The organism is Nocardiopsis halophila DSM 44494, assembly GCF_000341245.1.
Lineage (GTDB): Bacteria > Actinomycetota > Actinomycetes > Streptosporangiales > Streptosporangiaceae > Nocardiopsis_A > Nocardiopsis_A halophila.
Genome location: NZ_ANAD01000069.1, coordinates 47,099 through 65,261, shown reverse-complemented (window position 1 = coordinate 65,261; position 18,163 = coordinate 47,099). Strand labels below are relative to the sequence as shown.

17 protein-coding genes are annotated in these 18,163 nt (G+C 73.2%); all 17 read left to right on the top strand.

The window, feature by feature from the left end:
* The coding region (locus D450_RS0109110; protein WP_017538359.1) for a DALR anticodon-binding domain-containing protein at nucleotides 1-612 on the top strand (612 nt) is incomplete at its 5' end.
* Nucleotides 613-699: 87 nt separating this feature from the next.
* On the top strand, nucleotides 700-2,073 hold the full coding sequence (gene lysA, locus D450_RS0109105; RefSeq protein WP_026128456.1) for a diaminopimelate decarboxylase: 1,374 nt from the start codon (nucleotides 700-702) through the stop codon (nucleotides 2,071-2,073).
* Between the two features lie 57 nt (nucleotides 2,074-2,130).
* Complete coding sequence (locus D450_RS0109100; RefSeq protein WP_017538357.1) at nucleotides 2,131-3,429, top strand: homoserine dehydrogenase; 1,299 nt, start codon at nucleotides 2,131-2,133, stop codon at nucleotides 3,427-3,429.
* Between the two features lie 127 nt (nucleotides 3,430-3,556).
* Entirely contained in the window at nucleotides 3,557-4,615 is a 1,059-nt protein-coding gene (thrC, locus tag D450_RS0109095; RefSeq protein ID WP_017538356.1) for a threonine synthase, read from the top strand.
* Nucleotides 4,612-5,601, top strand: coding sequence for a homoserine kinase (thrB, locus tag D450_RS0109090; protein ID WP_017538355.1), 990 nt, complete (start codon nucleotides 4,612-4,614; stop codon nucleotides 5,599-5,601). The genes thrC and thrB overlap by 4 nt, the downstream gene beginning before the upstream one ends.
* Before the next feature lie 419 nt (nucleotides 5,602-6,020).
* Nucleotides 6,021-8,030, top strand: coding sequence for a transcription termination factor Rho (gene rho, locus D450_RS0109085; protein WP_017538354.1), 2,010 nt, complete (start codon nucleotides 6,021-6,023; stop codon nucleotides 8,028-8,030).
* Nucleotides 8,031-8,231: 201 nt separating this feature from the next.
* The gene (locus tag D450_RS0109080; protein ID WP_017538353.1) at nucleotides 8,232-10,037 is read left to right on the top strand and encodes an L-lactate permease; all 1,806 of its coding nucleotides are present in this window, start codon (nucleotides 8,232-8,234) and stop codon (nucleotides 10,035-10,037) included.
* Nucleotides 10,038-10,099: 62 nt separating this feature from the next.
* A complete protein-coding gene (locus tag D450_RS0109075; protein WP_017538352.1) occupies nucleotides 10,100-11,386 on the top strand; it encodes a serine hydrolase domain-containing protein in 1,287 nt (428 codons plus the stop codon).
* Between the two features lie 217 nt (nucleotides 11,387-11,603).
* On the top strand, nucleotides 11,604-11,813 hold the full coding sequence (rpmE, locus tag D450_RS0109070; protein WP_017538351.1) for a 50S ribosomal protein L31: 210 nt from the start codon (nucleotides 11,604-11,606) through the stop codon (nucleotides 11,811-11,813).
* 114 nt (nucleotides 11,814-11,927) lie between these two features.
* Entirely contained in the window at nucleotides 11,928-12,995 is a 1,068-nt protein-coding gene (gene prfA, locus D450_RS0109065; RefSeq protein WP_017538350.1) for a peptide chain release factor 1, read from the top strand.
* Nucleotides 12,992-13,849 (top strand): peptide chain release factor N(5)-glutamine methyltransferase, encoded by an 858-nt coding sequence (gene prmC / locus D450_RS0109060; RefSeq protein WP_017538349.1) that lies wholly within the window; start codon nucleotides 12,992-12,994, stop codon nucleotides 13,847-13,849. Before prfA ends, prmC begins: the two co-directional genes overlap by 4 nt.
* 46 nt (nucleotides 13,850-13,895) lie before the next feature.
* Entirely contained in the window at nucleotides 13,896-14,609 is a 714-nt protein-coding gene (locus D450_RS0109055; RefSeq protein ID WP_017538348.1) for an L-threonylcarbamoyladenylate synthase, read from the top strand.
* A gap of 116 nt (nucleotides 14,610-14,725) precedes the next feature.
* Nucleotides 14,726-15,904 (top strand): glycosyltransferase family 4 protein, encoded by a 1,179-nt coding sequence (locus D450_RS0109050; RefSeq protein WP_017538347.1) that lies wholly within the window; start codon nucleotides 14,726-14,728, stop codon nucleotides 15,902-15,904.
* A 242-nt stretch (nucleotides 15,905-16,146) separates the two neighbouring features.
* Nucleotides 16,147-16,596, top strand: coding sequence for a hypothetical protein (locus D450_RS0109045; protein WP_017538346.1), 450 nt, complete (start codon nucleotides 16,147-16,149; stop codon nucleotides 16,594-16,596).
* A 63-nt stretch (nucleotides 16,597-16,659) separates the two neighbouring features.
* Entirely contained in the window at nucleotides 16,660-16,878 is a 219-nt protein-coding gene (locus tag D450_RS0109040; protein ID WP_017538345.1) for a hypothetical protein, read from the top strand.
* Nucleotides 16,879-16,986: 108 nt separating this feature from the next.
* Nucleotides 16,987-17,826, top strand: coding sequence for a F0F1 ATP synthase subunit A (atpB, locus tag D450_RS0109035; protein ID WP_017538344.1), 840 nt, complete (start codon nucleotides 16,987-16,989; stop codon nucleotides 17,824-17,826).
* A gap of 113 nt (nucleotides 17,827-17,939) precedes the next feature.
* Entirely contained in the window at nucleotides 17,940-18,158 is a 219-nt protein-coding gene (atpE, locus tag D450_RS0109030; protein ID WP_017538343.1) for an ATP synthase F0 subunit C, read from the top strand.
* Nucleotides 18,159-18,163 lie beyond the last annotated feature (5 nt).

Sequence of the window (18,163 nt, the reverse complement as noted above, 5' to 3'; positions counted from 1 at the left end):
GAGCGGGGGGGGGGGGGGGGGGGGGGGGAGCCGCTGGCCGACCGGCCCTGCGGCGGCTCCGCGACCGCCCTGCTCCTGGCCGCCGTCGGGGAGGCCTCCGCCCGCATCGCCTTCTGCCGGTCGCTGTCCGAGCACCCCCGGCCGGGCGAGCTCACCGGCCCCGGCCTGCCCGCGCTGCCCACCGCAGACGCCCCCGGCGCCTGGGCCCGCTTCACCGCCGACAACCCCGCCTTCGCGGTGCGCTACGCCCACGCCCACGCGGTCACCGCCCTGCGCCGGGGCGGGGAGGACGGGGAAGGGGAGGGAAGAGACCGCGCCCCGTGCGCGTTGCACTCTGCGGACGGTCCCGCCGCGGATCCGGCCGGCCTGGTCGGCGCGCTCTACGACGGTCCCGGAGCCGCCGCCGCGGCCGGGCGACGTGGGCGACCGCATATGCTGGTCAGATACCTGGAGGGACTGGCCACGGCCTACCATGTGTGGGCCGAGACCCGCGACGGAGCGGGAGGACCGGGGGAGCGCGCCGCCGACCGGCAGGACACGCGCGCCGCCGTCGCCGCGGTGCTCGGGGCCGGCCTCCTCCTGCTCGGTGTGACCGCGCCCACAAGGCTCTAGGCACCCGGTCCCGTCCCGCCCGTGACACGCTTCGGCGACAGCGCCGTCGCCCGCCCACAGCCCGCCCCACACCGCCGAGAGCCGCACATGAGCCGATACGCCCACCCCGCAGGTCCCCGACACGCGGACGTGCTGCCCGAGGACAACCCGCCCGCCCCGCCCGAGGACCTGTACACCCTCGACCCGCGGGTGTGGCCCGGCGGCGCCCACCGCGCCGACGGCGAGATGGTGCTGGGCGGCGTCAGCGCCACCGCGCTCGCCCGGCGCCACGGCACCCCGCTCTTCGTGCTCGACGAAGAGGACTTCCGCGCCCGCGCCCGCGACTTCCGCGAGTCCTTCGCCGCCGTGGGCGCCGACGTCTACTACGCCGGCAAGGCCCTGCTCACCAAGGCAGTCGCCCGCTGGGTCCGCGAGGAGGGCCTCAAGCTCGACGTGTGCAGCGGCGGCGAGCTGGCCGTGGCCCTGGCCGCCGGGTTCCCGCCCGCCGACATCGGCCTGCACGGCAACAACAAGTCCGCCGCCGAGCTCGACCGCGCCGTCGAGGCCGGGGTGGGCCGCATCATCGTCGACTCCTTCGACGAGATCGACCGCCTGGAGCGCATCGCCGCCGAGCGCGGCGCCCGCCCCCGGGTCCTGGTCCGCGTCACCACCGGCGTCGAGGCGCACACCCACGAGTTCGTCGCCACCGCCCACGACGACCAGAAGTTCGGCCTGGCGCTGAGCACCGGCGCCGCCGAGCGCGCCGTGCGCCGCCTGCTGGAGTCCGACCGCATCGAGCTGGTCGGCCTGCACTCGCACATCGGCTCGCAGATCTTCGACACCGCCGGCTTCGAGGTGGCCGCCCGGCGCGTGGCCGCCTTCCTGGCCCGGGTGCACGCCGAGACCGGCGCCACCCTGTCCGAACTGGACCTGGGCGGCGGCCTGGGGATCGCCTACACCCCGGCCGACACCCCGCTGGCCGCCAAGGACATCGCCCAGAGCCTGAGCGCCATCGTCNCCCCCCTGCCGGTGCCGCGGCTGTCGGTCGAGCCGGGCCGGGCGGTCGCCGGCCCCGCCGGCGTCACCCTCTACACCGTGGGCACCGTCAAGGACGTCGAGGGCATCCGCACCTACGTCAGCGTCGACGGCGGCATGAGCGACAACGTGCGCACCGCGCTGTACGGGGCCGAGTACACCTGCGCGCCCGCCTCCCGGGCCGGGTCCGCCGAGCCGATGCTCTCCCGCCTGGTCGGCAAGCACTGCGAGAGCGGCGACATCATCGTCAACGACCTGTACCTGCCCCGGGACCTGCGCCCCGGCGACCTGGTGGCGGTGGCCGCCACCGGCGCCTACTGCCACTCGATGGCCAGCAACTACAACCACCTGCCGCGCCCCGCCGTGGTGGCGGTGCGCGACGGGTCCTCCCGGACGCTGGTGCGCCGGGAGACCGAGGAGGACCTGCTCCGCCTCGACCAGGGCTGAGAGAGTGCCGTCCGTGAGTTCTGTGAGTTCCGTGAGAGAAGTGGGAGTCACCCCCCTATGGCGATGAAGGTGGCGCTGCTCGGATGCGGCGTCGTGGGTGCTGAAGTCGTCCGCCTGGTCGACGAGCAGTCGGAGGAGCTCGCCGCGCGCATCGGCACGCCGGTGGAGATCGGCGGCATCGCGGTGCGCCGGCTCGGCCGCACCCGCGGCACGGGCCTGGACCCCGAGCTGTTCACCACCGACGCCATGTCCCTGGTCACGCGCGACGACATCGACCTGGTGGTGGAGGTCATCGGCGGCATCGAGCCCGCCCGTTCGCTCATCCTGGCCGCGGTCAAGTCCGGCAAGTCGGTGGTCACCGCCAACAAGGCGCTGCTGGCCGAGGACGGCGCCACGATCCACGACGCCGCCCGCGAGGCCGGGGTCGACGTGTACTACGAGGCCGCCGTGGCCGGCGCCATCCCGCTGCTGCGCCCGCTGCGCGACTCCCTGGCCGGGGACCGCGTCACCCGGGTGATGGGCATCGTCAACGGCACCACCAACTTCATCCTGGACCGGATGGACGCCCAGGGCGCCGGGTTCGCCGAGTCCCTGGAGGAGGCCCAGGCGCTGGGCTACGCCGAGGCCGACCCCACCGCCGACGTGGAGGGCTTCGACGCCGCCGCCAAGGCCGCCATCCTGGCCCGGCTGGCCTTCCACACCCGGCAGGTGACCGCCGCCGACGTGCACCGCGAGGGCATCACCGGGGTGACCGCCGCCGACATCGCCAGCGCCAAGGCGATGGGCTGCGTGGTCAAACCGCTGGCGATCTGCCAGCTGTCCCCGGACGGCGCCTCGGTCGGGGTGCGGGTGCACCCGGCGATGCTGCCCCGCGAGCACCCGCTGGCCACCGTCGGCGGCGCCTACAACGCGGTGTTCGTGGAGGCCGAGTCGGCCGGGAGGCTGATGTTCTACGGCGCCGGCGCCGGCGGGTCGCCCACCGCCAGCGCGGTCCTGGGCGACGTGGTGGCGGTGGCCCGCAACCGGCTGGCCTCCACCTCGGTGGGCGAGGGCGCGCACGACAGCGGGCTGCCGGTGCACCCGATGGGCGCCACCGTCACCCGCTACCACCTCTCGCTCGACGTGGCCGACCGCCCCGGCGTGCTGGCGCAGGTGGCCGAGGTCTTCGCCGAGAACGGGGTGTCCATCATGAACGTGCGCCAGGAGGGCCGGGGCGAGGACGCCCAGCTCGTCCTGGTCAGCCACCCCGCCCCGGACGCGGCGCTGGACGCCACGGTCGAGCGGCTGCGCGCCCTGGACGAGGTGCGCTCGGTGGCCAGCGTCATGCGGGTCGAGGCGCTCGGCACCGGGGCGTGAGTCTCGGCTGGTGAGACCGGTCGGGGGCGGCGGACGCACCGCCGCCCGCGGCCCCCTAGACTGCTGGCGCGGGTTCCCGCGTTTTCCCATTGATGATTATTGATCGCGAGAGGTCCCTGTCGTGAGCATGGCACGGGCGTGGCGCGGGGTGGTCGAGGAGTACCGCGACCGCCTCCCGGTCACGGCGAACACCCCGGTCGTCACCCTCCAGGAGGGCGGAACCCCGCTGGTACCGGCCCGGCGGGTCTCGGAGCTGACCGGATGCGAGGTCTTCCTGAAGGTGGAGGGCCTCAACCCCACCGGCTCCTTCAAGGACCGCGGCATGACGATGGCGATCAGCAAGGCCGCCGAGGACGGCGCCAAGGCGGTCATCTGCGCCTCCACCGGCAACACCAGCGCCAGCGCCGCCGCCTACGCGGTGCGCGCCGGCATGACCTGCGCGGTGCTGGTGCCCCAGGGCAAGATCGCCATGGGCAAGCTGGCCCAGGCGCTGGTGCACGGCGCCAAGCTGCTCCAGGTCGACGGCAACTTCGACGACTGCCTGGAGCTGGCCCGCAAGCTGTCGGTGGACTACCCGGTGGCGCTGGTCAACTCGGTCAACCCCTACCGGCTGCAGGGCCAGAAGACCGCCGCCTTCGAGGTGGTCGACGCCCTCGGCGACGCCCCCGACGTGCACTGCCTGCCGGTCGGCAACGCCGGCAACATCAGCGCCTACTGGATGGGCTACAAGGAGTCCGCCTCCGAGGGCCCGGCCACCCGCACCCCGCGCATGCTCGGCTTCCAGGCCAGCGGCGCGGCGCCGATCGTCGGCGGCGCGCCGGTGCGCTCCCCGCGCACCATCGCCACGGCGATCCGGATCGGCAACCCGGCGTCCTGGCAGAGTGCCGAGCAGGCGCGCGAGGAGTCCGGCGGCGCCATCGACGCGGTCACCGACCGCCAGATCCTGGCCGCCTACCGGATGCTCGCCGCCGAGGAGGGCGTCTTCGTCGAGCTGGCGTCGGCGGCCAGTGTGGCGGGGCTGCTGCAGGCCGCCGAGGCCGGCGCGGTCGAGCGCGGCTCCCGGGTGGTGTGCACGGTGACCGGAAACGGCCTGAAGGACCCCGACTGGGCGCTGGCCGGCGCCTCCTCGGCGACCACCGTCCCGGTGGACGCCCGCGCCGCGGCCGGCGCCCTGGGCCTGGCGTGAGCGCCGCGCCCGCCGGGGTGCGCGTGCGCACCCCGGCCACCAGCGCCAACCTGGGCCCCGGGTTCGACGCCATGGGGCTGGCCCTGGACCTGCACGACGAGGTCGAGGCCGTCCCGCGCGCCGGCGCCGGGGTGCGCGTGAGCGTGGAGGGGGAGGGCGCCGGGCAGGTGCCCGAGGGCCCCGACCACCTGGTGGCCTCCTCCTACCTGGCGGCCTGCGCGGCCGCCGGGGCGCCCGCCCCGGGCGTGGAGCTGCGCTGCCGCAACGCGGTGCCGCACGGGCGCGGCCTGGGCTCCTCGGCCTCGGCGATCACCGCCGGGGTGGCGGCGGCCGCCGCGCTGCTCGGCCGGCGCGGCCCGGACGGCGGCCCCGACACCGACTGGATCTTCCGGACCGCCGCCGACATCGAGGGCCACCCCGACAACGTGGCCCCCTGCGTCTACGGCGGCTTCACCCTGTCCTGGGGCGAGCGCGGCGCCTGGCGTGCGCTGCGCCTGGAGCCCGACCCGCGGCTGCGGCCGGTCGTGTGCGTGCCCGCGGAGCGGCTGTCCACCGAGGCCGCCCGCGGACTGCTGCCGGCCGAGGTGCCGCACGCCGACGCCGCGTTCACCGCGGGCCGGGCGGCGCTGCTCACCGCGGCCGTTTCCGGCCACCCCGAGCTGCTGCTGGAGGCCACGCAGGACCGGCTGCACCAGCACTACCGTGCCGCCGCCATGCCCGACAGCGCGCGTCTGATCAGCGAACTCCGCGACCTGGACCACCTGCCCGCGGTGGTGTCCGGGGCCGGGCCCACCGTCCTGGTGCTGGCGGCGGCCCCCGGTGCCCGAAACGCCCCAGTGGCGGGCGATGCCGGGCAAATCCATCGGGATGCGGTTGATTCGATTCACGCGCGAACGGGTACGGGATGGCACATACGCCCCTTAGCAATCGATCCGGCTGGGGTGCGGATCAGTTCTCCCCGTTCATTGACCAGTGTCGAGGAATAGCCTTGGGCTCCGGTGATGTTAGGCTGGTCGTAGCACCAGATGCCCCGATGCGGGGCGTGTGCTCATCCGCCACAGGGACCTCCGCGTCGGCTCCGTGCGTGCGCCGCAGCGCGCCGCGCCCGGAACGAGGCCGGGCCCCCGTGTCGAGCTCACGTCGCCCCCGCGGCCCCGCCCATCCCACCGAGGCGCCGTCCTCGCCCGGCGAGAGCGACAGAACGGTCCGCGGGACGAACCATCGAGCTCACCGCCCCGACGTCTGGCTGTACCCAGAGCCCGCCGCGCTTGGGTAAGGGCGCCGACCGACGGTTCCCGACAACCACGTGGGGCACGCCCGACCCGGCCCCCGCCGGTTCGCACCACCGGGCCGGCCGTTCACGACATGACAACGGCACGAGCCCGCTCCTTGGGAAGGACCCTTAGTGAGCGACACCACCGAACTCCACACGGACGCGGCGGTCAGCAGCAACGACGAATCCACCGCGCCCGCTGCGGACGCCGGCGACGGCGCGGCACGCGCCGCCAAGAGCGCCTCGGCCCGGTCCCGGGCCTCGTCCGGCGCCACCGGGCTGTCGGCGCTCAAGCTCACCGAGCTCCAGCGGCTCGCGTCGAGCCTGGGCATCACCGGCACGGGGCGGATGCGCAAGAACGACGTCATCGCCGCCATCGAGGCCAAGCAGGGCGGCCCGGTGGCCGCCCCCAAGGCCGACCGCAAGGAGGCCGAGGACGCCCCCGCCAAGGGCGCCGCGGCCAAGAAGGGCCGGTCCTCCGGGGGCGGCGGCAAGGGCGCCGCGAAGGGCGCCGAGCAGGACGGCCCGAAGGCCGACAAGGACGCGGGCGCCGAGGGGCCCGCCGACCGCAATGACCCCGCGGGCCAGGAGGCCCAGGGGCAGGCCGAGGGGGGCAGGCCCGCACGCGGCCGCCGTTCGGCGCGGCGGCGCCCCGACGAGGCCGAGCAGGCCCCGGCGGCCGCGGAAGCCAATGAGACCCCGACCTCCGCGAGCAGTGTGAAGACCTCCAGCACCTCCCAGAAGAGCGGCTCCGACGGCGGCGAGGGCCGCAAGCAGGGCCGCGATCGCCAGCGCAACCGCCGCAACCGGGGCGGACGCGACGACGGATCCGCCGAGGGCCAGGGCCAGGGCCACGGCGACGGCGGCGGCCCCCAGCACCAGAACTCCGGTGGCGGGCGCCAGAACGCCGACGACGACTCCGGCGGCGGGCGCCGCCGCGGGCGCCGCCGGGACCGCCGGGACCGCCGCGGCCGCGACCGCCAGGAGCCCGAGCCCGTGATCAGCGAGGACGACGTCCTGCTGCCGGTCGCCGGCATCCTCGACATCCTCGACAACTACGCCTTCGTGCGCACCACGGGCTACCTGCCCGGGCCCAACGACGTCTACGTCTCGCTGGCCCAGGTGCGCAAGTACGGGCTGCGCAAGGGCGACGCCATCACCGGCGCGGTCCGCCAGCCCCGCGAGGGCGAGCGCCGTGAGAAGTTCAACGCGCTGGTGCGCCTGGACACCATCAACGGCATGGCGCCCGACCAGGCCCGCAACCGCGCCGAGTTCTCCAAGCTCGTCCCGCTCTACCCGCAGGACCGGCTCCGCCTGGAGACCGAGTCGAACGTGCTGACCACGCGGATCGTCGACCTGGTCGCCCCGATCGGCAAGGGCCAGCGCGGCCTGATCGTCTCCCCGCCCAAGGCGGGCAAGACGATGGTGCTGCAGTCGATCGCCAACGCGATCACCGAGAACAACCCCGAGTGCCACCTCATGGTCGTCCTCGTCGACGAGCGGCCCGAAGAGGTCACCGACATGCAGCGCACGGTCAAGGGGGAGGTCATCCACTCCACCTTCGACCGCCCGGCCGAGGACCACACCACCGTGGCCGAGCTGTCCATCGAGCGCGCCAAGCGCCTGGTGGAGATGGGCCTGGACGTGGTCGTGCTGCTGGACTCCATCACCCGCCTGGGCCGCGCCTACAACCTGGCCGCCCCGGCCAGCGGGCGCATCCTGTCCGGCGGTGTGGACTCCACCGCGCTGTACCCGCCCAAGCGGTTCTTCGGCGCGGCCCGCAACATCGAGAACGGCGGCTCGCTGACGATCCTGGCCACCGCGCTGGTCGACACCGGCTCGCGGATGGACGAGGTCATCTTCGAGGAGTTCAAGGGCACCGGCAACATGGAGCTCAAGCTCAACCGGTCCCTGGCCGACAAGCGGATCTTCCCGGCCGTGGACGTGGACGCCTCCTCCACCCGCAAGGAGGAGATCCTCATGTCCCAGGAGGAGCTGTCGATCATCTGGAAGCTCCGCCGGGTGCTGCACGCGCTGGACGCCCAGCAGGCGATCGAGCTGCTCCTGGACAAGATGAAGGACAGCAAGAGCAACGCCGAGTTCCTGATGCAGGTCCAGAAGACCAGCCCGGGGGACAACTAGCCCGTTCCGTCCGCCCGGCGCACCTGAGGCGGCCCTTCCTCACGGGGGAAGGGCCGCTTTCGTGTGTCCTGGGCCACATGTCCCCCTTTACGGGGCCCACGCCACGGGCTTAGCATCTTCCCGCACATGTGCATACGGTGTACGACGATCGCGGTCCCCCGCCTGTTCCAGACCGGCTCCAGCCCCCCGGGAGTGCCCTGGATGGACGACCCCGCCCTGCTCAGCCTCTTCGCCCTGGCCCCCATCATCACCGTCGGCGTGCTCCTGGTCGGGCTGCGCTGGCCCGCCAAGTACGCGATGCCCGCCGGATACGCCGTCGTGGTGGCGGTGGCCGCCGCCGTGTGGAGGGTGGACTGGGCGGTCATCGCCGCCTCCACCGCCCAGGGCCTGATCCTGGCCGCCGGGCTGCTCTACATCGTCTTCGGCGCCCTGCTGCTGCTCGCCACCCTCACCCAGAGCGGGGCCATCACCACCATCCGCGCCACCTTCACCGGCATCAGCCCCGACCGCCGGGTGCAGGCGGTCATCATCGGCTGGCTCTTCGGCAGCTTCATCGAGGGCGCCTCCGGCTTCGGCACCCCCGCCGCGGTGGTCGCCCCGCTGCTGCTGGCCCTGGGCTTCCCCGCGATGGCCGCGGTCATGGTGGGCCTGATCATCCAGAGCACGCCCGTGAGCTTCGGCGCCGTGGGCACCCCCATCCTCGTCGGCGTCAGCGGCGGGCTGGCCGACGCCCCCGGCGTCGAGGCGCACACCGCGGCCGCCGGCACCTCCTTCACCGCCATGATCGAGGACATCGGCCTGCAGACCGCCGTCCTGCACGCGATCACCGGCACCCTGGTCCCGGTCTTCCTGTGCTGCCTGCTGTGCGGCTTCTACGGGGGCCGCCGCCGCTTCACCGACGGCCTGGCGGTCTGGCCCTTCGCCCTGTTCGCCGCCCTGGCCATGGTGGTGCCCTCGGTGCTCTACAACGCCTTCCTCGGCGTGGAGTTCACCTCCCTGCTGGGCGGGCTCACCGGGCTGCTGATCGTGGTCGCCGCCGCCCGCGCCGGCTTCCTGATGCCCACGACCCCCTGGGACTTCCCGCCCCGCTCGGCCTGGGAGGCGCGCTGGACCGGCCGCCTGGTGCCCGACGCCGCGCCCGCCGACGGCGACGGGCCCCGCATCGGCCTGGTGCGCGCCTGGTCGCCCTACCTGCTGGTGGCGGCGGTGCTCATCGCGACCCGGCTGATCGCCCCGGCCGAGGAGTGGCTGCAGGGCGTCCGGCTGGGCGCCGACGACATCCTGGGCACCGGCATCGGCGACGCGGTGCAGGTCCTCTACTCCCCGGGCGCCGCCTTCATCGCCGTCTGCCTGGCCACCTACGGCCTGCACCGGATGAGCGGCCGGCGCATCGCCGCCTCCTGGCGCACCGCCGGGGGCCAGCTGGCCGGGGCGGCGGTGGCGCTGCTGTTCGCGGTGCCGCTGGTGCGGGTCTTCATCAACTCCGGCGAGGGGTTCTCCGGGGCCGGGCTGGAGAGCATGCCGCTCACCCTGGCCCAGGGCGCGGCCGGACTGGCCGGGGGCGCCTGGCCGCTCCTGGCCCCCTGGATCGGCGCGCTCGGCGCCTTCGTCGCCGGCAGCAACACCGTCTCCAACCTGATGTTCAGCTTGTTCCAGTTCTCCACCGCCGAGCGGATCGGCGCCGTCCCCGAGGCGGTGGTGGCCGCCCAGGCGGTGGGCGGCGCCGCGGGCAACATGATCACCGTGCACAACGTCGTCGCCGCCTCGGCGGTGGTGGGCCTGGCCGGGCGCGAGGGCGACCTCATCCGGCAGACCGTGATCCCCCTCACCTACTACCTGCTGGCCTCGGGCGCGCTGGCGTACCTGTTCGCCTACGGGTTCGGCGCCAACGCCGGGGCCGTGCAGCTCGCGGCGCTGCTGCTCGCGCTGGCCGCGGCGGTGGCCCTGCTCCGCCGGCGGGACGCCGCCGAAGCGGCCGCCTACCAGGCCGCGGGGCCCCGCGGGTAAGGAACAGCAGTACCCGTCCCGCGGTTCGCCAAAACCCCGGTTCCGTGCTTCCATGCCACCCGATGGACACCAAGAGATGGGCCGCGGTCGCCGGCGGGGGCGCGGTCGTGCTGGCCGCGGCGACCGCCCTGGTCGCCCTTCCCTGGTCCTCCTCGGGCGAGGAGCCCGCGCCGGCCGCCTCTCCCGCGCCCCCCGACCCCCCGCGCATCGGGCCCGAGCGGCGCATCGCGCTCCAGCAGGCGCTCAACCGGACCGTGGCCGGGGGCTCGGCCAGCGGCGCCGTGGCCGAGTACACCGAGCACAACGCCGGCGGCTCGGACACCTGGAACGGCGTGGCCGGGGTGGCCGACCGGGCCACCGGCGACCCGGTCGACCCGCAGGCGCACTTCCGCGTGGCCAGCATCTCCAAGCCGTTCGTGGCCGCCACCGTGCTGCAGCTGGCCGAGGAGGGCCGCCTGGGCCTGGACGACACCCTGGAGGAGCTGCTGCCCGGCCTCGTCGAGGGCGGGCGGCACATCACCCTGCGCATGGTGCTCAGCCACACCAGCGGGCTGTACAGCTACAACAAGGACATGCCCAGCGTGCGCAGCGACCCCGGGCGCACCTGGCGCCCCGAGGAGCTGGTGGGGATCGCCGGCGCGCACGACCCGGTGTTCGCCCCCGGCACCGACGTGGAGTACTCCAACACCAACTACGTCCTGGCCGCCCTGGTCATCGAGGAGGCCACCGGGCGCCCCTACGCCGAGGAGGTCCGCGAGCGCATCCTGGAGCCACTGGAGCTCACCGGGACCTCCATCCCGGACGGGCCCGGGGTCCCCGAGCCGGCGATGCACGGCTACGCCTGGGTCTCCGACGGCGCCGGCGGGCGCACCGCCGAGGACGTCACCGAGTTCGACACCAGCCGCTGGTACGGCACCGCGCAGGTCGTCTCGACGGTGAGCGACATCAACACCTACTGGCGCGCGCTGCTGGACGGCGAGGTCCTCGGCGAGGAGATGCTCCAGGAGATGCTCACCGTCCAGGCCTACAACGGCGGCGACTACGGCTACGCGCTCGGCCCGCGCTCCTACACCCTGGACTGCGGCGTCCAGGTGTGGATGCACCCGGGCAACATCCCCGGCCACCGCACCTGGACCGTGCACGCGAAGGACCGCGACCTGACCCTGTTCCAGGCCCGCTACGCCGAGGACCCCGACCCGCCCGCCTGGGCCATGATCGAGACCGCGATGTGCCCCGAGCGCGAGCCGGGCGCGCCCTCGCCCGACTCCACCGAGCCTTCGCCCGTCCCGACCTCCTACCCCAGCGAGGACGTCGAGGGCACCGGGCGGGGCCGGGACGGCGGGAAGTGAGGCGCGGGAGCGCCGCCCGGGCGGGAGCGGGCGCCGGTCGGTTCTTGTTGCGCCGTCTGGCAGACTGGTAGGGGAAGGAACCCCTCTGCCCAGCGCAGGGGCACGCCAGGTCGACAGCGACCGGCGGTACCGGTTCGCGCGCGCCGAGGACCACCCATCCGTGTCCGCGTTCCTTCCGCGGCGCGCGTCCGGCGACCGCACACAGCGAGGAGATCCAGTGAAGGCCGACATCCACCCCGAGTACGTCGTCACCCAGGTGACCTGCACCTGCGGGAACAGCTTCACCACCCGCAGCACCAAGCGCGAGGGCGCCATCCGCGCGGACGTCTGCTCCGCCTGCCACCCGTTCTACACGGGCAAGCAGAAGATCATGGACACCGGCGGCCGGGTCGCCCGCTTCGAGAAGCGCTTCGGCAAGCGCAAGTAGCGCCTGCCCGCCGCGGCGCCGGGACGCCCTGGGGGCGTCCCGGCGCCGCGATCGCACGACAGGGGCCGCACGACAGGGACCGCACACCGCGCCATCGATGGGGATTGACGACACGTGAAGCTGGACGACCTCCTCGGCGAGTACTACGAGCTGGAGCAGCAGCTCGCCGACCCCGACGTGCACGCCGACCCGGGCCGCGCGCGCTCCCTGGGCAAGCGGTACTCCCAGCTCACCCCCGTCATCGCCGCCTACCGCGAGCTCCAGCAGGTGGAGAGCGACCTGGAGGCGGCGCGCGAGCTGGCCGCCGAGGACCGCTCCTTCGCCGAGGAGGCCGAGCGCCTGGAGGCCGAGCGCGAGCGCCTCACCGAGCGGCTGCGGGTGCTGCTGATCCCGCGCGACCCCGCCGACGACAAGAACGTCATCATGGAGGTCAAGGCCGGCGAGGGCGGCGAGGAGTCCGCCCTGTTCGCCGGCGACCTGGTCCGCATGTACCTGCGCTACGCCGAGCAGCGGGGCTGGAAGACCGAGGTCATCGACGCCACCGAGTCCGACCTGGGCGGGTACAAGGACATCACCATCGCCTTCAAGAACAAGGGCGCCTCCGAGCCCGGCGAGGGCGTGTGGCCCCGGCTCAAGTTCGAGGGCGGCGTGCACCGGGTGCAGCGCGTCCCGGTCACCGAGTCCCAGGGCCGCATCCACACCTCGGCCGCCGGGGTGCTGGTGGTGCCCGAGGCCGAGGACATCGAGGTCGAGGTGCACGACAACGACCTGCGCATCGACGTCTACCGCTCCTCCGGCCCCGGCGGGCAGAGCGTCAACACCACCGACTCCGCGGTGCGCATCACCCACCTGCCCACCGGCATCGTCGTCTCCTGCCAGAACGAGAAGAGCCAGCTGCAGAACAAGGAGCAGGCGATGCGCATCCTGCGCGCCCGGCTCTACGCCGAGGCCCAGGCCAGCGCCGACGCCGAGGCGGCCGCCGAGCGCAAGAGCCAGGTGCGCACGGTGGACCGCTCCGAGCGGGTCCGCACCTACAATTTCCCGGAGAACCGCATCTCCGACCACCGGGTCGGCTACAAGGCCTACAATCTCGACCAGGTCCTCGACGGCGACCTGAACGGCGTGCTGCAGGCCCTCATCGACGCCGACACCAAGGAAAGGCTGGAGCAGGCCCAGTCATGAACTTCCTGCTCGACGAAGTCGCGCGCGCCACGCTGAGGCTGGCCGAGGCGGGCGTCGACTCGCCCCGCACCGACGCCGAGGAGCTGGCGGCGTTCGTGCACGGCGTTCGTCGAGGAGAGCTCCACCAGGTGGCCGACTCCGACTTCGACGCCCTGTACTGGGAGTGCGTCGCCCGCCGCGCCGCCCGCGAGCCGCTGCAGCACATCACCGGCCGCGCCTACTTCCGCTACCTGGAGCTGCGGGTGGGCCCCGGGGTGTTCACCCCCCGCCCCGAGACCGAGCTGCTGGTCGACTGGGCGATCGACACGCTGCGCGCCATGGACGTGGCCGACCCGGTCGTGGTCGACCTGGGCACCGGCTCCGGCGCGATCGCCATCTCCATCGCCCAGGAGGTGCCCCGCTCGCGGGTGCACACCGTCGAACTCGACCCCGAGGCGCTGGCCTGGGCCCAGCGCAACATCGACGCCAGCGGCCACGGCGAGCGCGTCACCGCCCACCGGGGCGACATGCGCACCGCGCTCGGCGAGCTGGACGGCCGGGCCGACATGGTGGTGAGCAACCCCCCCTACGTGCCCACCGGCCAGGCCGGCGCCATCCCCCCGGAGGTGCGCGACCACGACCCCGCCCCCGCCCTGTGGGCCGGCGCCGACGGGCTGGACCTGATCCGCGACCTGGAGGCGGTGGGCCGCCGGCTGCTGCGGCCGGGCGGCGCCATGGCCATCGAGCACGGCGACGGGCAGGGCATCGACATCCCCCCGCTCTTCCCCGAGGAGCGGGGCTGGCGCGACGTGCGCAACCGCAAGGACCTGGCCCACCGGGACCGGTTCGTGGTCATGCGCCGCGCCGACGACTGATCCGAGGGATCCGCGTGATCCGAGCAGGCCTGGGAGAAGGGGACCGATGAGCCGCCGCTACGACTGCGCGCAGGAGTCCGAGCGCAAGGACGGGATCGCCGACGCCGCCTCGACCGTGCGCCGGGGCGAGCTGGTGGTGCTGCCGACCGACACCGTCTACGGGATCGGCGCCGACGCCTTCGGCCCCGCCGCGGTGGCCTCGCTGCTGCAGGCCAAGGGGCGCGGGCGGGACATGCCGCCGCCGGTCCTGGTGGGGTCGGTGCGCGCCGCCCACGCGCTGGTGGAGGACCTGGGCGGGCACGGCCAGGACCTCATCGACGAGTTCTGGCCGGGACCGCTGACCCTCGTCTGCCAGGCCACCCCGAGCCTGTCCTGGGACCTGGGCGACACCAAGGGCACGGTCGCGGTGCGCATGCCCATGCACCCGGTCGCCCTGGAGCTGCTCAAGGAGACCGGCCCGATGGCGGTCAGCAGCGCCAACACCTCGGGCGAGCCGGCCGCGACGACCGCCGCCGAGGCCGAGGCCCAGCTGGGCGAGAGCGTGTCGGTCTACCTGGACGGCGGCCCCTGTGCCGACGACGTCCCCTCCACCATCGTCGACCTGACCTACGCGGTGCCCCGGGTGCTGCGGCTGGGCGCGGTCTCCATGGAGCGGCTGCGCGCGGTGTGCGGGACCGTGATCGGCGAGGCGCGGCCGCGCCGCACGCCGGCGGAGGAGCCCGCGGACAACGGTTCCCCGGACGACGGTTCCGCGGACTGACCCCCGAAGGTGCTAGGTTCGTGGCCACCCGCGGCCCGTTCCCGTGCCGCCCCTCGCCGTCCGTCCCGTGCCGTCTGTTCCGTGCCGTCCGTCCGTGAAAGGCCACCGGTCACGCCGTGCGTGAGTACGCGCTCACTTTCGTCATCGCCCTGGCGGTCACCTACCTGCTGACCCCCTTCGTGCGCAGGGCGGCGATCGCGGTCGGGGCCGTCCCGCCGGTGCGCGACCGCGACGTGCACACCGAGCCGATCCCGCGGATGGGCGGGGTGGCGATCTACGGGGGGTTCGCCGCGGCGCTGCTGATCTCGGCGCAGCTGCCGCACCTGCAGGAGGTCTTCCGCACCGACACCGCCAAGATCTGGGCCGGGCTGCTGCTCAGCGGCGGGCTGATCACGGTGATCGGGATCATCGACGACCGGTGGGGGATGGGCCCGGTGCCCAAGCTGGCCGGGCAGACCGCCGCCGCCGGCATCCTCGTCTCCCAGGGCGTGCAGCTGCTGTGGCTGCCGCTGCCGGGCATGCAGCTGTCGCTGGGCCCGTGGCTGGGGGCGGTGCTGTCGGTGCTGCTGGTGCTGGTCACCATCAACGCGGTCAACTTCGCCGACGGGCTGGACGGCCTGGCCGCCGGCATCGTCGCCATCTCCTCGATGGCGTTCTTCGCCTACTACTACGTGGCCGCCGTCGACCGCGGCTTCGAGCGCCAGTCCTACCCGGCGATGATCGCCATCATCCTGGTCGGGGTGTGCGTGGGGTTCCTGCTGCACAACTTCAACCCGGCCCGGGTGTTCATGGGCGACACCGGCTCGATGCTGCTCGGACTGCTGCTGGCCTCGATCACCATCTCGGTGACCGGGCTGTTCCTGCCCGAGAGCCAGGCCGCCCCCCAGGCCGGCGGCCTGGGCGGGATCCACTCGCTGGCCGCCTTCCTCCCGGTGCTGCTGCCGCTGCTGGTGCTGGCGCTGCCGCTGGCCGACCTGGTGCTGGCGGTGGTGCGGCGCACCCTGGCCGGCAAGTCGCCGTTCGCCCCGGACAAGAAGCACCTGCACCACCGGCTGCTGGAGCTGGGCCACTCGCACCAGCGGGCGGTGCTGCTGATGTACCTGTGGGCGGCGATCATCGCCTTCGCGTCGGTCTCGCTGTCGGTGCTGGACTCGCCGTACACCGTCCTGGCCGTGACCACATTGGTAGCGGCCTGTGCCGTGGGACTGATCACCCTCCCGCGGCTGCGCCGCCGCCGCGCGGCCCGCGCCGCGGCCGCCCGGCGCTCCGCCGGCGGCGGCGGCTCCGCCTCCTGACCAACACGGGCCGACGTGCGGTGATCGGTTCTGTGAACTCCTGGGATCGCACGGGTCCCGGCCGTGCCCGGGGGGGGCAGTGTCGAGCATCCGAGACCAGCACTTACTCTGGAGAAGCACCCCGCATCAGGACAACTCGGGCACGGGTAAGCTCGCGGTAAAGGTCCCTGGGAACGGGGTCCGAAATCCTTGTGATAGCTTTCACGAGCAAGCACCCCACTGAACATCCCGGAGCTGTGCACATGCAGGAACACGACGCCCGGATCCTCCGCGGCGCCGCGATTCCCACGGCCGCTGCCGGCCTGGTCGCGATGGCCGCAGCCACCGCTGCCGCAGGTGTCCACGGGCTCCTGGGCGCCCTCTACGGGGCGCTGCTCGTCCTGGGCGCCTTCGCGGTGTCGGCCTACGTCATCGCCTGGACCGGCGAGCGCAACCCGCAGCTGATGCTGCCGGTGGCCTTCGTGGTCTACACCACCAAGGTCGGCGTGCTCGCGGTCGTGCTGGTGCTCTTCGGCGGGTCCACGGCCTTCGACCACACCGCCTTCGCCTTCACCGCCCTGGCCTGCATCGTGTGCTGGCTGGGCGGACAGGCGGTGGCGTCCAAGCGGGTCAAGCAACTGACCGTGGTCCCCGCCTCCGAGGCCGAATCCGAACCGGGGTCCGAGCCCGATCCGGCCGAGGGGCGTCGGTGACCCCCCTCCGGCAGGGGGATGTGCGAACGGTTATCACCTCCTGCTATCTTCCGGAGCGACGAGATGAACGAGCGTACAGACGCGGTGGTCGGCGAAGAGCCGCCCCGCGCGAGCGCCGGCGCGGTCCTCTCGTATCTGCTGGGGGGCCTGGCCTTCTGGGGCCTCATCGGCTGGGGGGCGGATCGGGCCCTCGGGTTCGACACGCTGTTCCTGCCCATCGGCCTGCTACTGGGACTGGTCGGGGGGATCTACCTGATCATCACCCAGTACGTCCGGTCCTGAACGTCCAGCCCGGTAGCCGGCGGCTCCCCGAGAGCGGCGCGGCAGGGCCCTATACATCGAGGATTGAGTTGCGTCACGACGAAAGGGTTCGCCGTGAGTGCTGACGTTATGTACAGCGCCGCCTCCGAGGAGGGCTGCCACCTCTTCGACCCCGGCTGTAAGTTCGAAGCTCCCGGCACGAGCCTGTTCTTCCCCAACCCGTGGCTGGACTTCGGTCTGCCCGCCACCTCCGGCATCACCAAGTACACCCTCGTGCTGGTGGTCGCCCTGCTGGTCGCCGCCGGGTTCTGGTACTTCACCACCCGCAACGCCAAGGTGGTCCCGGGCCGCGGGCAGAGCATGGCCGAGATGCTGGTCTCCTTCATCCGGGACCAGATCACCCGCACCACCATGGGCAAGGAGGGGGACAAGTTCATCCCCCTGCTGCTGACCCTGTTCCTGTTCATCTTCTCGATGAACATCATGGGGCTCATCCCCGGCCTCCAGCTGCCGGTCACCTCCAACCTGGCCTTCCCCGCGGTCCTGGCGATCTTCGTGTTCATCCTGTGGAACGCCGTGGGCATCCGCAGGCACGGCGTCGGCGGCCACATCAAGGCCCGCCTGGTCCCCGGCGGCGTCCCCGTGTGGATCCTGCCGGTGGTGGTGCCGATCGAGGCCCTCTCGAACTTCGTCATCCGCCCGGCCACGCACATGATCCGTCTGTTCGCGACCATGTTCGCCGGGCACCTCCTGCTCGCGGTCTTCGCCGCCGGCGGCTGGTACATGTTCAACCTCTTCGGCGCCCCCAACGCCGGCCTCGGGCTGCTGTCCGCGGGCTTCTCCGGGATCGCGCTGATCGGGTTCCTGGTGTTCACCGCCTTCGAGCTCTTCATCATGGCCGTCCAGGCCTATGTGTTCGTCCTGCTGTCCTCCATTTACCTCGGTGAGGCCATGGAGGGTGCGCACTAGGCCCGCTCCCGCGGTCCGCGCAGTGCGCGCGCTTTACGACCCCAGTCCGGTAATCAACGTCAGTTCGACGGCACGAAATTCCCGTCGGCGTGTCTGAGTAAAGAGGAATCAGAATGGAAATCACCGGTAGCCTCGCGACCATCGGTTACGGCCTCGCCGCCATCGGCCCCGGCATCGGCGTCGGCATCATCTTCGGCATGGGCGTGCAGGCCATCGCCCGCCAGCCCGAGGCCCGCGGCATCCTGCAGGGCCAGATGATCTTCGGTTTCGCGGTCGTCGAGGCGCTGGCCATCCTCGGTTTCGTTCTCGCGTTCATCCAGTCGGGCATGTAGCGGCC

Coding starts and splice junctions, on each gene's coding strand:
- D450_RS0109100 (WP_017538357.1), top strand. CDS start 2,131: ATGGCGATGAAGGTGGCGCTGCTCGGATGCGGCGTCGTGGGTGCTGAA.
- thrC (WP_017538356.1), top strand. CDS start 3,557: ATGGCACGGGCGTGGCGCGGGGTGGTCGAGGAGTACCGCGACCGCCTC.
- D450_RS0109080 (WP_017538353.1), top strand. CDS start 8,232: ATGGACGACCCCGCCCTGCTCAGCCTCTTCGCCCTGGCCCCCATCATC.
- D450_RS0109075 (WP_017538352.1), top strand. CDS start 10,100: ATGGACACCAAGAGATGGGCCGCGGTCGCCGGCGGGGGCGCGGTCGTG.
- prmC (WP_017538349.1), top strand. CDS start 12,992: ATGAACTTCCTGCTCGACGAAGTCGCGCGCGCCACGCTGAGGCTGGCC.
- D450_RS0109055 (WP_017538348.1), top strand. CDS start 13,896: ATGAGCCGCCGCTACGACTGCGCGCAGGAGTCCGAGCGCAAGGACGGG.
- D450_RS0109045 (WP_017538346.1), top strand. CDS start 16,147: ATGCAGGAACACGACGCCCGGATCCTCCGCGGCGCCGCGATTCCCACG.
- D450_RS0109040 (WP_017538345.1), top strand. CDS start 16,660: ATGAACGAGCGTACAGACGCGGTGGTCGGCGAAGAGCCGCCCCGCGCG.
- atpB (WP_017538344.1), top strand. CDS start 16,987: ATGTACAGCGCCGCCTCCGAGGAGGGCTGCCACCTCTTCGACCCCGGC.
- atpE (WP_017538343.1), top strand. CDS start 17,940: ATGGAAATCACCGGTAGCCTCGCGACCATCGGTTACGGCCTCGCCGCC.